This window comes from Streptomyces drozdowiczii, from assembly GCF_026167665.1.
GTDB lineage: Bacteria > Actinomycetota > Actinomycetes > Streptomycetales > Streptomycetaceae > Streptomyces > Streptomyces drozdowiczii_A.
The window spans coordinates 3,281,214-3,296,075 of record NZ_CP098740.1; the positions used below are offsets into that span (position 1 = coordinate 3,281,214).

At 71.4% G+C, this 14,862-nt stretch carries 6 protein-coding genes, 1 rRNA gene and 2 pseudogenes; 3 read left to right on the forward strand and 6 right to left on the reverse strand.

What is annotated here, in order from left to right:
• Positions 1 to 284 precede the first annotated feature (284 nt).
• Positions 285 to 1,810, reverse strand: a 16S ribosomal RNA gene (locus NEH16_RS14880).
• A gap of 681 nt (positions 1,811 to 2,491) precedes the next feature.
• Positions 2,492 to 3,046 carry a MarR family winged helix-turn-helix transcriptional regulator gene (locus NEH16_RS14885; protein WP_018101704.1) on the reverse strand — a complete coding sequence of 185 codons (555 nt, stop codon included), beginning with the start codon at positions 3,044 to 3,046 and terminating at the stop codon, positions 2,492 to 2,494.
• 155 nt (positions 3,047 to 3,201) lie between these two features.
• Between NEH16_RS14885 and NEH16_RS14890 the strand changes: the two genes are divergently transcribed.
• Positions 3,202 to 4,497 (forward strand): MFS transporter, encoded by a 1,296-nt coding sequence (locus tag NEH16_RS14890; RefSeq protein WP_073966829.1) that lies wholly within the window; start codon positions 3,202 to 3,204, stop codon positions 4,495 to 4,497.
• A gap of 9 nt (positions 4,498 to 4,506) precedes the next feature.
• Here NEH16_RS14890 and NEH16_RS14895 read toward each other — a convergent pair whose 3' ends face one another.
• Entirely contained in the window at positions 4,507 to 6,168 is a 1,662-nt protein-coding gene (locus NEH16_RS14895; protein WP_073966828.1) for an ATP-binding SpoIIE family protein phosphatase, read from the reverse strand.
• Positions 6,169 to 6,347: 179 nt separating this feature from the next.
• Positions 6,348 to 7,663, reverse strand: a pseudogene (locus NEH16_RS14900) (NAD(P)/FAD-dependent oxidoreductase).
• Positions 7,664 to 8,203: 540 nt separating this feature from the next.
• On the opposite strand from NEH16_RS14900, the gene NEH16_RS14905 reads away from it, so the two are divergent.
• Together NEH16_RS14905 and NEH16_RS14910 are read left to right on the forward strand one after the other, a co-directional pair.
• The gene (locus tag NEH16_RS14905; RefSeq protein WP_265542798.1) at positions 8,204 to 8,959 is read left to right on the forward strand and encodes a TetR/AcrR family transcriptional regulator; all 756 of its coding nucleotides are present in this window, start codon (positions 8,204 to 8,206) and stop codon (positions 8,957 to 8,959) included.
• Between the two features lie 221 nt (positions 8,960 to 9,180).
• Positions 9,181 to 11,222 (forward strand): annotated as a pseudogene (locus NEH16_RS14910) (sigma-70 family RNA polymerase sigma factor).
• Positions 11,223 to 11,262: 40 nt separating this feature from the next.
• Here NEH16_RS14910 and NEH16_RS14915 read toward each other — a convergent pair.
• Positions 11,263 to 14,568 carry an AfsR/SARP family transcriptional regulator gene (locus tag NEH16_RS14915; protein ID WP_265542800.1) on the reverse strand — a complete coding sequence of 1,102 codons (3,306 nt, stop codon included), beginning with the start codon at positions 14,566 to 14,568 and terminating at the stop codon, positions 11,263 to 11,265.
• On the reverse strand, positions 14,520 to 14,783 hold the full coding sequence (locus tag NEH16_RS14920; protein WP_265542802.1) for a hypothetical protein: 264 nt from the start codon (positions 14,781 to 14,783) through the stop codon (positions 14,520 to 14,522). The genes NEH16_RS14915 and NEH16_RS14920 overlap by 49 nt, the downstream gene beginning before the upstream one ends.
• Positions 14,784 to 14,862 lie beyond the last annotated feature (79 nt).

Here is a 14,862-nt window from a genome sequence, read left to right on the forward strand (position 1 = left end):
TGTGCAGTTCTCAAACAACGACCAGCCACCCACCACCCCACCCATACCGGGCGAGTTCACTGGGGCCGGCAACCGAAGGACAGACTCAAACGAGCCCGTACCTTCAGATACCCAACAGCGTGCCCGACCCAGCCCATTCACCCTCACGTTCCACGCCGAAGCAGTACTAGTGAAGACTCATGTGCCGTGCCGAGTAGTCAACGTTCCACCCATGAGCTGACCACCGTCGAACATTTGCCGACGTAGTGGCTCTGGACCCCCGAGAGGGTCTAGATGCTCCTTAGAAAGGAGGTGATCCAGCCGCACCTTCCGGTACGGCTACCTTGTTACGACTTCGTCCCAATCGCCAGTCCCACCTTCGACAGCTCCCTCCCACAAGGGGTTGGGCCACCGGCTTCGGGTGTTACCGACTTTCGTGACGTGACGGGCGGTGTGTACAAGGCCCGGGAACGTATTCACCGCAGCAATGCTGATCTGCGATTACTAGCAACTCCGACTTCATGGGGTCGAGTTGCAGACCCCAATCCGAACTGAGACCGGCTTTTTGAGATTCGCTCCGCCTCGCGGCATCGCAGCTCATTGTACCGGCCATTGTAGCACGTGTGCAGCCCAAGACATAAGGGGCATGATGACTTGACGTCGTCCCCACCTTCCTCCGAGTTGACCCCGGCAGTCTCCTGTGAGTCCCCATCACCCCGAAGGGCATGCTGGCAACACAGAACAAGGGTTGCGCTCGTTGCGGGACTTAACCCAACATCTCACGACACGAGCTGACGACAGCCATGCACCACCTGTACACCGACCACAAGGGGGGCACCATCTCTGATGCTTTCCGGTGTATGTCAAGCCTTGGTAAGGTTCTTCGCGTTGCGTCGAATTAAGCCACATGCTCCGCTGCTTGTGCGGGCCCCCGTCAATTCCTTTGAGTTTTAGCCTTGCGGCCGTACTCCCCAGGCGGGGAACTTAATGCGTTAGCTGCGGCACCGACGACGTGGAATGTCGCCAACACCTAGTTCCCAACGTTTACGGCGTGGACTACCAGGGTATCTAATCCTGTTCGCTCCCCACGCTTTCGCTCCTCAGCGTCAGTAATGGCCCAGAGATCCGCCTTCGCCACCGGTGTTCCTCCTGATATCTGCGCATTTCACCGCTACACCAGGAATTCCGATCTCCCCTACCACACTCTAGCCTGCCCGTATCGACTGCAGACCCGGGGTTAAGCCCCGGGCTTTCACAACCGACGTGACAAGCCGCCTACGAGCTCTTTACGCCCAATAATTCCGGACAACGCTTGCGCCCTACGTATTACCGCGGCTGCTGGCACGTAGTTAGCCGGCGCTTCTTCTGCAGGTACCGTCACTTTCGCTTCTTCCCTGCTGAAAGAGGTTTACAACCCGAAGGCCGTCATCCCTCACGCGGCGTCGCTGCATCAGGCTTTCGCCCATTGTGCAATATTCCCCACTGCTGCCTCCCGTAGGAGTCTGGGCCGTGTCTCAGTCCCAGTGTGGCCGGTCGCCCTCTCAGGCCGGCTACCCGTCGTCGCCTTGGTAGGCCATTACCCCACCAACTAGCTGATAGGCCGCGGGCTCATCCTTCACCGCCGGAGCTTTCAACCTTCTCCCAGGAGGAAGAAAGTATTATCCGGTATTAGACCCCGTTTCCAGGGCTTGTCCCAGAGTGAAGGGCAGATTGCCCACGTGTTACTCACCCGTTCGCCACTAATCCACCCCGAAGGGCTTCATCGTTCGACTTGCATGTGTTAAGCACGCCGCCAGCGTTCGTCCTGAGCCAGGATCAAACTCTCCGTGAATGTTTTCCCGTAATCGGGACACACATCACGAGAGCGGAACAACCAGGTCGGAATAAGACCCGTCGTCCACTGCGTCCTCGCTGTGTTTTGCCTACCCGGACCCGAAGGACCGTGCAGGACTTTTCAAAGGAACCACCAACCTGCTAAAGCAGGCCGGGGTATCAACATATCTGGCGTTGACTTTTGGCACGCTGTTGAGTTCTCAAGGAACGGACGCTTCCTTTGTACTCACCCGCAGAACATTTTCTGGGGCTTTCCTCCGGGCGCTTCCCTTCGGTCTTGCGTTTCCGACTCTATCAGACTCTTTCGTGTCCGATTCCCGGTCGAAGCGGGTTTCGCTTTCCAGTTCTTCGCTTTCGCGTTTCTCTTTCCGGCGAGTCCGACTCTATCAGATCCTTTCGGGCCTGATTCCCAGTCAGCGGGGCTTGTCCTCCGGGCTGTTGGGCCCTTCCGACGTCCAAAACTCTAGCGGATTTTCCCGGCGGCTCATAATCGGGCCTTCGAAATGAATTTCGGCATGCCGAAATTTCCCCGAACGGGAGATCGTGCTGAGTTTGGTGTGCCGCGTCTGCGGCGGGATCGGCTGCCGCAGAACCGTTCAGGCTCCGTGGCAACCCGAAGAACCTTACGGATCACCCAGGGGCGTGTCAACCCCCTCCCCCGGCTGCCCGGCCGGGCCACTCAGTCCAGGTCGGTGAGTCGGCCGCCGGCGTCCGGCTGGGCGTGCTCCACCCTCCGCAGCAGACGGGTCAGCATCGCGCCGAGCACCCCGCGCTCCTCGCCGTCGAGGTCCTGGAGCAGGTCCGCCTCGAAGTCCGTGGCCATCCGCATCGCCTCCAGCCACTTCGTACGGCCCTCGTCCGTCAGCTCCACGATGACGCGGACGCGGTTGTTCTCGTCGCGGTCGCGGGTCACCAGGCCCTCACCGGCCATGCGGTCGATCCGGTGCGTCATCGCGGCCGGGGTGAGACCGAGCCGCTTGGCGAGTTCGCCGGGGCCGAGGCGGTAGGGCTCCCCTCCCAGGACGAGGGTCTTCAGGACCTCCCACTCCGCGTTGCTGATGCCGAGTGCGGCGAGCTGTCTCCCGTACGCGACGTTCATCCGGCGGTTCAGCCGGCCGAGCGCGGAGACGACCTGTTCGACCTGGGGGTCGAGGTCGCGGTACTCGCGCTGGTAGGCGGCGATCTGCTCGTCGAGGCTCGGCTCATCGAGTCCGGGCTCGGTGGTGTCGGACATGGCGCGCAGTATGGCACGCCACCCATAGCCGTCGAAGTCCTTCGAGTCGTAGTGTTCAACATCTAACTTTAGTGATAAAGTCTTCGGGTTCGAGTCGTTCGATCGGTACGACTCAGAGACTTCGAGACCTGAGGAAGGTGAGTGTGACCAGGGAAATGGGCGCAGCACTGCGGCGGATCCAGCTGGGGAGCGCGCTGAGCGCGTTCGGGCTCGGGTTCACCGTTCCGTATCTGTACGTCTACGTGGCGCAGGTACGGGATCTGGGCGCCGGTACGGCCGGGATCGTGCTGGCGGTCTTCGCCATGGCGGCGCTCGCCGTCCTGCCGTTCACCGGCCGGGCCATCGACCGTCGCGGGCCGCTGCCCGTGCTGATCGCCGCCTCGGCCGTCGCTTCCCTGGGCGCCATCGCGCTCGGTGTGTCCTCGCAGGTCACCACCGCCGTCCTGGCGGCGGCCGTGCTCGGCGCGGGCACCGCCGTCATGCAGCCCGCGCTCGCCACCATGCTCGTCCGGTGCACCGGTCCCGCCACCCGCACCCGCGCCTTCGCCATGCAGTTCTTCCTGCAGAACCTGGGCCTGGGGATCGGCGGTCTGGTCGGCGGGCAGATCGTCGACACGAGCAGCCCGGCGTCGTTCACGCTGCTGTTCCTGATCGAGGCGGTGATGTTCCTGGTACTCGGCGTCATCGCGGCGACCGTGCGGATGCCGGGCGCCCCCGTCGGCACGCCGGAGACGGTGGCCGGGGCGCCGGCCCCGCGCGGCGGGGTGCGGGCGCTGCTCTCGCACCGCGCGATGGTGCAGCTGTGCGTGCTGGGGTTCGTGCTGTTCTTCGCCTGCTACGGGCAGTTCGAGTCCGGGCTCGCGGCGTACGGCACCGAGGCCGCCGGCATCGAGCCCTCCACCCTCGGCATCGCGCTGGCCGCCAACACCGCCGTCATCGTCGTCGCCCAGTTCGTCGTCCTGCGTCTCGTGGAGCGCCGGCGGCGTACCCGGGTCATCGCGGCGGTCGGCCTGATCTGGGCCTTCGCCTGGATCGTGGCCGGTTACGCGGGCCTCGGGCACGGCAGCCAGACCATGGCGACGGCCGCGATGATCTCCACGTACGCGCTGTTCGGGCTCGGCGAGTCCATGCTGTCGCCGACCGTCGCGCCGCTCGTCGCGGACCTGGCGCCGGAGTCGATGGTGGGCCAGTACAACTCGGCGTTCGCGCTCTGCAAGCAGCTCGCGCTGGCCGTCGGTCCGGCCGTGGGCGGTCCGATGGGGGCCTCGCTGCACGGCCCGTACATCGTGACGTTCGTGCTGTTCTCGCTGGGCATCACCGCGCTCGCGCTGCGGCTCGGCCGACGGCTCACCCCCGTACAGGACCAGCCCGCGCTCGCGCACATGCCGTCGCGGGTGGTGGCCGTCTCCGTTCCGGAGAGCGCGCCGGAGCCCATGGCCACCGCGCGCTGAGCCCGGCCGCTACCGCGGCAGGACGAACTCGCACCAGACCGCCTTGCCGCCGCCGGGTGTGCGGCGGCTCCCCCACGACGTGGCGATCGAGGCGACGATCGAGATGCCCCGGCCCGCCTCGTCCGCCGGTTCGGCGCGGCGGCGGCGCGGCAGATGGTCGTCGCCGTCGGTCACCTCGATGATCAGGCGGCGGTCGGTGCGGCGCAGGCCGAGGCGCATCGGCGGGGTGCCGTGCTGGAGCGAGTTCGCGACGAGCTCCCCGGCGGCGAGCACCCCGAGGTCGCACAGCTCCACCGGGAAGCGCCACGAGGCGAGCACGCCCGTCGCGAAGGCGCGGGCGCGGGGGGCCGCCTCGATGCCGCCGAGCAGTTCGAGCGAGGCGTTGTGGAACAGCTCGGCAGCGGCTCCCGTGCGCGCCGGATGCTGCACGACCAGGACCGCCACGTCGTCGTCGTGCTCCGCGGTGACGTTGAGGGAGCGGATCAGCCGGTCGCAGACGACCTGCGGCGCGCCCGTCGCGCCGGACAGCGCCCGCTCCAGCGCGCCCACGCCCTCGTCGATGTCCTCGCTGCGCCGCTCGACCAGCCCGTCCGTGTAGAGGACGGCGGTGGAACCGGGCGGCAGCGGGATCGTGCCCGAGGTGTGGATCCAGCCGCCGGTGCCGAGCGGCGGACCGATCGGGTCCTCCGCGCGGCGGACCGTGCCGTCCTCGTCCCGGACCAGGATCGGCAGATGGCCGGCGGAGGAGTAGACGAGCAGCCCCTCGTTGGGGTCGTGCACGGCGTAGGCGCAGGTGGCGATCTGGCTGGCGTCGATCTCGGCGGCGAGCCCGTCGAGCAGCTGAAGGACCTCGTGCGGCGGGAGGTCCAGGCGGGCGTAGGCCCGTACGGCGGTGCGGAGCTGGCCCATGACGGCGGCGGCGCGCACCCCGCGCCCCATCACGTCCCCGATGACCAGCGCGGTGCGGCCCGCGCCCAGGGTGATGACGTCGTACCAGTCGCCGCCGACCGCGGCGTCCGTGCCGCCCGGCTGGTAGGTGGCGGCGATCCGCAGGTCGTCGGGCTGTTCCAGCTCCTGCGGAAGCAGCGAGCGCTGGAGCGTGACGGCGGTTTCGCGGTGGCGGCCCTCGCTGGCGCGCAGCCGCTCGGCGGCCTCGGCGTGATCGGTGACGTCGGCCGCGTACACGAGGACTCCGCTGTCGCGGCCCTTCTCCTTGTCGGGGCGCACGGGGGTGCAGGTCACGGTGTACGAGCGGCCGTCGGCGGCCTTGCGGGACTTGACCGTGCGCGGGGTGCCGCTGCGCAGGACCTGGTCCATGAGGGGCAGCAGGCCGATCTCGGTCAGCTCGGGCATCACCTCGGCGGCCGGGACGCCGCAGGGGCGGGGGCCGAAGGCGGCGGTGTACGCGTCGTTGACATAGGCGACGTGGTGGTCGGGGCCGTGCACCAGGGCGACGAGGGCGGGCAGGCGGCCCAGGATGTCGCGGGCGGAGAGGTCCTCCAGGTCGGGCGCCGAGGGCAGGGGAACGCCGACGGACCCGCCCTGCGGCGGGGCGGTGCCCGGTTCGGCCCGGGCGTACTCGGCGCGGGCCGCCGGTACGGAGCTGTGGTCCTCCCGGGCGGCGCGACGCTGCGTACCGGGGAGGCGGGCGCTCCAACGCGTGAAGTTCACGGAATTTCTGGCCTCGTGTGTCGGTCTGGTCCGCTCGGGCGGGTGCTTCCTCTGCCAGGGGGTCGGGCGCGTTCGACGCTCCTGGGGCGGTCTTCGCTGGTCACTGTCGGTTGCTGCCGGCCGGGTCACTCTGTGCAGATGTGGGCCCACCCATGGTCACACGTCCAGTGTGTCGGACCCTACTGACAGTCGTCCCCGTCGGGCCGCGGCCGGCGTCCGGCGGCGAGTTCGAACTCGGCCCTGGGATGCTCCAGGGAGCCCAGGGAGACGATCTCGCGTTTGAAGAGGCCCGCGAGTGTCCATTCGGCCAGGACGCGTGCCTTCCGGTTGAAGGTGGGGACGCGGCTCAGGTGGTACATGCGGTGTATCAGCCAGGCCGGGTAGCCCTTCAGCCGCCGCCCGTAGATGTGCGCGACGCCCTTGTGGAGCCCGAGCGAGGCGACGGAGCCCGCGTAGCTGTGGCGGTATTCGGTGAGCGGTGCCCCGTCGAGCGCGGCGACGACGTTGTCCGCGAGGACCTTCGCCTGGCGGACGGCGTGCTGGGCGTTGGGGCGGTCGTGCGCCCGGTTTCGGCGGCGGTGAGGTCGGGTACGGCCGCGGCGTCGCCCGCTGACCAGGCGTGCTCGGTGCCCTGGACGGTGAGCTTCGCGGTGCAGACGAGCCTGCCGCGTTCGTCCAGGGGGAGGCCGGTGGCGGCGAGGAGCGGGGCCGGTTTGACGCCGGCCGTCCACACCAGGGTGCGGGTGGGGAAGCGGGAGCCGTCGCTGAGGACGGCGACGCGGTCCTCGCAGGAGTCCAGCCGGGTGTCGAGGCGTACGTCGATGTTGCGCCCCCTCAATTCCCGTACGGCGTACCGGCCGAGGGATTCGCCGACCTCGGGCAGGATGCGGCCGGTGGCCTCCACGAGGATCCACTTCAGGTCATCGGCCTTGATGTTGTGGTAGTACCGCGAGGTGTAGCGGGCCATGTCCTCCAGTTCCGCGAGCGCTTCCACGCCCGCGTAGCCGCCGCCGACGAAGACGAAGGTCAGGGCGGCGTCACGGACGGCCGGGTCGCGGGTGGCGGAGGCGATGTCCATCTGCTCGATGACGTGGTTGCGCAGCCCGATGGCCTCCTCGATCGTCTTGAAACCCACACCGTGGTCGGCGAGGCCGGGGACCGGGAGGGTGCGCGAGACGGAACCGGGGGCGAGGACGAGCTCGTCGTACGGGATCTCCAGGGCGCCGGTGCCGTCCTCGCCGCTGGCGAGGGTGGTGACGGTCGCGGTGCGCTTGGTGTGGTCGATGGACTCGGCCTCGCCGATGACGATGGTGCAGTGCGGCAGGACGCGGCGCAGCGGTACGACGACATGGCGCGGTGAGATCGATCCGGCGGCGGCCTCGGGGAGGAACGGCTGGTACGTCATATAGGGCTCGGGCGCGACCACCACGATCTCGGCCTCGCCGCTTCTCAGTCTCTGCTTCAGCTTCCGCTGGAGACGCAGCGCGGTGTACATCCCGACGTAGCCTCCGCCGACGACGAGGATGCGCGCACCCGGCGGAGGGCCGGGGGTGTGCCCCCGGAAGCTGAAGCCATCACCACCCCATGACGCAACGTGCACCGGAATTTGTCCACAGCCCCGGCAAATTGTGTGACCGGAGGTCGTGGACGGGCCGGTGGTGCCCGACGGACCATTGGGACCCAAGCCCCGCAGGTCAGGCATTGCGGCACGGGACCGGGACGGGGACCAAGTGGTGACCAACCGGTCCTTGCGCCGATCGGGGGGCGCTCCGGGCGGAACTGCCCCTTCTGAATTGACCCGGGCTCAACTATGTTCGTATGTCGTCGGGGTGGTCGGACGGTGACGATCGGTCCACCCTCGACGGACACGGCGGGAGTCTCCGGGGGAGACGTCATAACCGGGGGAACAGTTATGGACATTCAGGAATCGCATTGGCCGACCACTGCTGTCGCGCCTGAAGGAAGCGGGCACATCGGGACAGTCGGCACCCTCAATGGAACGGGTGCGACCACCACGACCGCACCTCCGGCGGCGGTGAGCGCCCTGGGCAACGGACTCGGTGCCCAGTCCGCTGGTGCGGCGGCGCACGCACGGTCGGCCCCGTTGCGGGTGGACGCGCAGCGCAATCTGGAACACGTACTGCGCGCCGCGCGCGAGGTGTTCGGGGAGCTGGGGTACGGCGCCCCGATGGAGGACGTGGCCCGCCGGGCCAGGGTCGGCGTCGGTACGGTCTACCGCCGCTTTCCCAGCAAGGACGTGCTGGTGCGCCGGATAGCCGAGGAGGAGACCTCCCGGCTGACCGACCAGGCGCGTTCCGCGCTCGGGCAGGAGGACGAGCCGTGGTCGGCGCTCTCGCGCTTCCTGCGGACCTCCGTGGCCTCGGGAGCGGGGCGGCTCCTGCCCCCGCAGATACTGCGGGTCGGTGTGGATGCCGAGGACACGACCGTGGTCGGTGAGGCCGGCGAGACCGTGGAGGACGAGCCCCGGGTGCCCCAGCAGCGGCAGGAGGCGGGCACGGCCGCGCCCCGGGCGGTGGCCCGGCAGCGGACCGGTCCGGAGACCGGCGGCGAGGACCTGGGCGCCGGCGCCGCCGAGCTGCTGGAGGTCGTGGGGCGGCTGGTCGACCGGGCGCGGACCTCGGGCGAGCTGCGCCACGATGTGACGGTGTCCGACGTCCTGCTGGTCATCGCGACGGCCGCCCCTTCGCTGCCGGACGCGGCGCAGCAGGCGGCGGCCTCCTCCCGGCTGCTGGACATCCTGCTGGAGGGGTTGCGCTCGCGGCCCGAGTGACGTGCGCCGGGGGCGGGGCAGGGCCTCGGTGCTCTGCCTCCCGCCCGCCGTCACGTCAACGCAACCCCTCGCTCCTTCCCCGAATGAGTGCCCGCTAGTGCTCACATTCGGCGAGGACGCCCCGGATGAGTGGTTGCCGCGACTGAGGGCACGCCGCATGGGCGCTCTGTGGCACGCTTGCCCGGTATTCGGGTCCGATGGCGCATACGGGGGCGTCCGCGATGAGCGGTGACGGGCAGAGGGAAGAGTCGTACGACGGTGTGTCCACCGCCGGCGGCGGTACGGAGCCGGCCGGCTCACCCGGGCACCAGGTGCCGAGCCAGGCCGCCCCCGGCCATCAGGGCGGCGACGCGGAGGCGGACGCCCCAGGCGGAACGGTCCTGCCGGGGCCCTGGCCGCCCGCGCAGGCCGAGGACGGCGGCGCCGGGAGCGCTGCCGAGAGCCCCGGGGCGGGTCCCGCCGAGACGGTTCCCGCTGTACCGATGCAGCGCGCGGGGCGGGGCTCCGGCGGGGCGGACGGCGCGGCGGCGGGGCCGTCGGACGCGCAGTTGATCCAACGCATGCGGGAGGGCGACAACCTCGCCTACGACGAGCTGTTCCGGCGCCACTCGCACGCCGTGCGCCGCTACGCCCGCACCTGCTGCCGGGACGCGCACACCGCCGACGACCTCACCGCCGAGGTCTTCGCCCGGACCTTGCAGGCGGTACGGGGCGGCAAGGGGCCCGAGGAGGCGGTGCGCGCCTACCTGATGACGGCGGTCCGGCATGTGGCCGCCGCCTGGACCAGAACCGCGAAGCGCGAGCAACTGGTGGACGACTTCGCCGCGTTCGCCGCCCAGGCCGCACGGTCGTCCGAGGTGTCCGACGACGACACCCTGGACCTCGGCGCGGACGTGCTCGCGATGCACGAGGCCGAGCAGTCGATGGCCATGCAGGCGTTCCGCAGCCTCCCGGAGCGCTGGCAGGCGGTCCTGTGGCACACCACCGTCGAGGAGGAGTCGCCCAGCGACATCGCGCCCCTGTTCGGGCTGACCGCCAACGCCACGTCGGTGCTGGCCAGCCGGGCCCGTGAAGGGCTCAAGCAGGCGTATCTCCAGGCCCACGTGAGCCAGGCGCTCACCTCCGGCGGCGACTGCGCGCGGTACGCCGACCGGCTCGGCGCGTATGCCCGGGGCGGATTGCGGATGCGGGCCGAGCGCGGGCTGCGGGGGCATCTGGACGAGTGCGCGAAGTGCCGGGTCGCGGCGGGCGAGCTGGCCCAGGTCAACTCCGGTATCCCCGCGCTGCTCCCGGTCGCGGTCATCGGCTGGTTCGCCGCCGGATACACCCTCAAGGCCGCCGGGATCGTGGCGGGAGGCGCGGTCGGCGCCGCCGGGGCGAGTGCCGCGGCGGCGGCGACCGGAGGGGGCTCGTCCGCGGGTTCGGCGGGTGGTGCGGCGGCCTCGGAGGGGCTCGGCGCACCCGCGAAGGCCGGCATCGCCGCGGCGGTGGCCGTCGCGGCGGCGGCCGGGCTCGTCTGGGCCCTGGTGGGCGACGACAGCCCCCGGCCCGAGGCGAAACCGGCCCCCAAACCCCCGGCCGTGGCGCCCGCGGTGCCCTCGCCCACACCACCGAAGCCGACCCCGCCGAAGCCGACGCCCCCGAAGCCCGTGCCGCCGGCCCCCACACCGCCGAAGCCCACGCCCACACCGACGCCCACACCGACTCCCGCACCCACGCCCACGCCGACACCACCTCCTGAGCCGAGGCCCACGCCGACGCCGACCACACCACCGACGCGGAAGCCGACCCCCACCACGCCCGCCCCGCCTCCGCCGCCTCCCGCGCCGGACGTCTACCAGGTCAGCGAGCTGGACTACACCCTTCTCGGCGACCACACCGCGCCCGAGGTGGTGCTCGGGAGAGCGGCTGGGTCTGGCAGCGCTCCGGCATGTCGATCGGCGGCTCGCGGTACGCGCACGGGGTGACCGTCAACGGCCGTTCCTCGGTGGTGATCCAGCTGAACCGCCAGTGCACCCGTTACGAGGCCATGGCCGGGGTGGACGACCTCACCCTGGGGCTCGGCGCGGTGCGGTTCTCAGTGTTCGGCGGGGACGGGAAGCGGCTGTGGCAGTCCCCGGTGGTCCGGGGCAACGACCCTGCCGTGCCGGTCGGGGTGAATGTGGCGGGCCAGCAGCGGATTCGGCTGGTGGTCGAGCCGGAGCAGCCGTTCGGCGGGGCCGCCCTCGCGGACTGGGCCGAGTCACGCATCAGCTGCCGCTGAGCATCGGAAGAACCCGCACCTCCCGACCGGCACGCGCTTCTCACGGCAGGTCCGCGACGATCTCCTGCACCAGGGCGATGACCTCGTCCAGAGACAGCCCGTGGCCTGCGGCGCGCTCCTCCTCGTAGCGCGCGGGGCCCAGCGCCTCGCGGCACAGGTGCTCGGCCGCATCGGTCTCGGCCTGCTCCCCCTCGGTCCGCGGGCTCGACGTCCGCCGCCAGTCGTCGGCGGCGGCGGACACCCGGGCGGCCGCCGCGTGATGGCCGAGCCTCGCCAGGACCGACGCCGCGCCGTCCGCCAGATGGCCCGTGACGATCTCGGCGCACTGCGCCTCCTTGGCCGCGACGAGGGCCCCGGACAGCCCGCGCGCCCCCGCGACGAGGCCGCCGTCGGGCCCCGGCTCGTACACCGAGATCCGGGCCGACAGGCCGGCCATCGCCACGGTGAAGTGCGACGGCGGGCCGCCGCGCCCGGCCTCGTCCAGCGCGACCGTGAGCAGCCGCCGGGCGTCCGCGATGTCACCCCGGTAGAACGCCATCGTGGCGCGCAGGTAGTGGATGTACGCGGTGGCGTCGTGGGCCTGGTGGCGTTCGGCCTCGGCCTCCGAGCTGTCCAGCCGCTGCTGGGCGCCCTCCAGATCGCCGGTACGGTACGAGAGCTCCGCGAGCCGTGCCAGGAGGAACGGGGCCTCGGCGTGGGCGCCGACCTCGCGGGCGAGCAGCAGCGCCTCCTCGTACGCGGTGCGGGCCTCGGCATAGCGTCCGCGCATCATGCCCGCCTCGGCTGCGGCGCTCGCCACCTGGGCGCGCATCCAGCGGTCGCCGACGCGGCGGCTCAGGGCGCGCAGCTCGTCCAGATCGTCATCGATCCCCGGCATGCCGCCCGGCATGTCGACCATCATGTGCGCGCGGAACATCAGGATGACGCCGTACTCCCAGGGGCCACCGTGCTCGCGGGCGTTGTCGACCGCCGCGTCGATCTTCTCCCGGGCGTTCTCCGGCGTACCGGTGAGATACGCGGTCATCGGCCAGAGCAGTCCAGGGAACCGGACGCTGTGAGTGAGCGAGGCGGCGAACGCGTCGGCCACCCGGATCACGAGCGCGCGGAGCGCGGTGTCGTCGTGCGCCATCGCTGACTGGCCGCTCTCCGCCGCGAAGAAGAACCACAGCATGTGCAGGTTCATCCGGGGCCAGTACCTGGGGTCCGACTCGTCGGTGGGCTCGGGGCCGAGCGCGCGGGCCTTACGGGTCCAGGACAGGCCCTCGGAGCGGTAGTTGCGCAGCCACCAGAACCAGCCCATGCCCAGCACCAGGCGGGCCGCCTCCGCTTCGGAGGTGGTGGTGGGCGAGGTGGTGCGCTGGAGGGCGGCCCGGATGTTGTCGAGGTCGGTCTCCAGACGCTGGATCCAGGGCAGCTGGTCACCGGAGCGCAGGAGCGGATCGGCCTCCTCGACCAGGGCGAGGAAGTACGCGATGTGCGCGCTCTCGGCGGCGGCGCGCACCTCCGGGGCCTCGGCGCACCGCTCGGTGGCGTACTCGTGGATCGTCTCCAGGAGCCGGTAGCGCATCGCGCCGTCCGCGCCCGGGGCGGCCACCACCAGGGACTTGTCGACCAGCGCGCCGAGCAGGTCGGCGGTGTCGGCGGCGGGCCCGCCCCGGTCGGCCGGTGTCCTGATGACCGCTTCGGCGGCGGCCAGGTCCCAGCCGCCCGCGAAGACGGAGACCTGGCGCAGGGCGGTGCGCTCGTCCTCGTCCAGGAGGTCCCAGGACCAGTCGACCACCGCGCGCAGCGTCTGCTGGCGGGGCAGTACGGTCCGGCTGCCGCCCGTCAGCAGGCGAAACCTGTCGTCGAGCCGGTCCGCGATCTGACGCGGTCCGAGCAGCCGCAGCCGGGCGGCGGCCAGTTCGATCGCGAGCGGCAGCCCGTCCAGCCGGCGGCAGATCTCCGCGACGGCGTCCGCGTCGTGCGCGGGCCCCTGGCCGGGGTCGAAGCCGGGGCGCACGGCCCTGGCGCGTTCCGTGAACAGGCGGTGCGCGGGGTCGGCGGGGAGGGGGCCGACCGGTCGCACGGACTCGCCGGGGACCGCGAGCGGTTCGCGGCTGGTGGCGAGGATGCGCAGATGCGGGCAGCGGGTCAGCAGGGTCTCGGCCAGCGCGGCGGCCGCGCCGATAACGTGCTCGCAGTTGTCGAGGACGAGGAGTACGGGCGCGGGGCGGGCGCCGTGGCCCAGACGGTCGACCAGCAGGTCGACCGGGTCCGTGCGCGGGGGTGCGGTATCCAGGGCGGTGTCCCTCAGCAGGGCGGTCTCGCGCAGCCCGAGCGCGGAGAGCACGGCGCCGGGGACGGCATCGGGGTCCTCGACGGGGGCGAGTTCGGCGATCCAGACGTCCGGCGGAGCGGCGCCCGGGGCGGGGGCCGGCTGGGCGGCGGACTCCTCGGCGAGGCGGGTCTTCCCGGAGCCGCCGGGACCGGTGAGAGTGACCAGCCTCGACCGGGTCAGGTCGTCGCGGATGGCGCGCAGTTCGGGCTCGCGCCCCACGAAGGAGGTCAGCCGGGGGCGCAGATTGCTCCGACCGGGTTTCACGTGAAACAACCCGGTTTCCGTCGGCTCCGGCACCGGGGCGAGGAGTTCGCGGTGCAGGGCCGCCAGTTCGGGGCCGGGATCGGTGCCGAGCCCGTCGGCGAGGGCCCGGCGCGCGTCCTCGTACGCGGCGAGCGCGTCGGCCTGCCGCCCGTCGGCGCGCAGGGCCCGTATCAGCTGGGCCCGGAAGCGCTCGTCGTACGGGTGGGCGGCGGTCAGCTCGGTCAGCTCGGCGACCAGGGCGGCGACGGGCGGGGCGGGGGCCTCGCGGGGCTCGGCGGGGCGGGCGGACGCCGTGGCATTGGGCCCGTCCCCGGCCCCCGTGGTTCGCGCGAGGCCGGAGACCTCGGCGGCGGTGGCTCCCAGGCCCCCGGCCGCAGTGGTGACCGCGGTGTGCCCCGCACGCGGAGCCGTATGCGCGTCGCCGCAGCCCGCGTCCCCGGCGCCGCCCGCGCCCCCGCCCCCGGTGCCGCCCGTCGCGCGGCGCAGGTCCGCCTCGATGCGGCGTTCCAGGGCGGCGAGGCGGTGGGCCTCCGGGCGGAGCGCGTGGCCCTGGTCGCCGTCGGGCAGATCGGCCAGGGCGGGGCCGCGCCAGAGGGCGAGGGCGGTCCGCAGGGTGCGTGCGGCCCGGTCCGGCGCGCCCGCTTCCAGTTCGGCCCCGCCCTGCCGGGCCAGCCGCTCGAACACATAGAGGTCGACGTCGTCCGGCCCCGCCGTCAGGCGGTAACCGCCCGGCGTACTGGCCAGCGCCTCCCGGCCCAGCACCCTGCGCAGCCGCCCGACGAGGGCCTGGAGCGCGGCGGGCGCGTCGGCGGGGGATCGTCCGCCCAGACGTCGTCCACGAGGTCGGCCACGGGCACGGGGCGTCCCGGCCGCAGGGCGAGGGCGGCGAGAAGGGCACGCAGCCTGCTGCCGCCGAGGGGCAGCACGCCACCGTTCTCGTCTCGCGCCTCGGTGGCGCCCAGGATCAGATACCGCACGGCACCATTGTGTCCCGGCGGAAGTGCCGGTGAGCAGCGGTCGGACGGACCGGGACGCCTGGGGACGAACCGGCCCCGG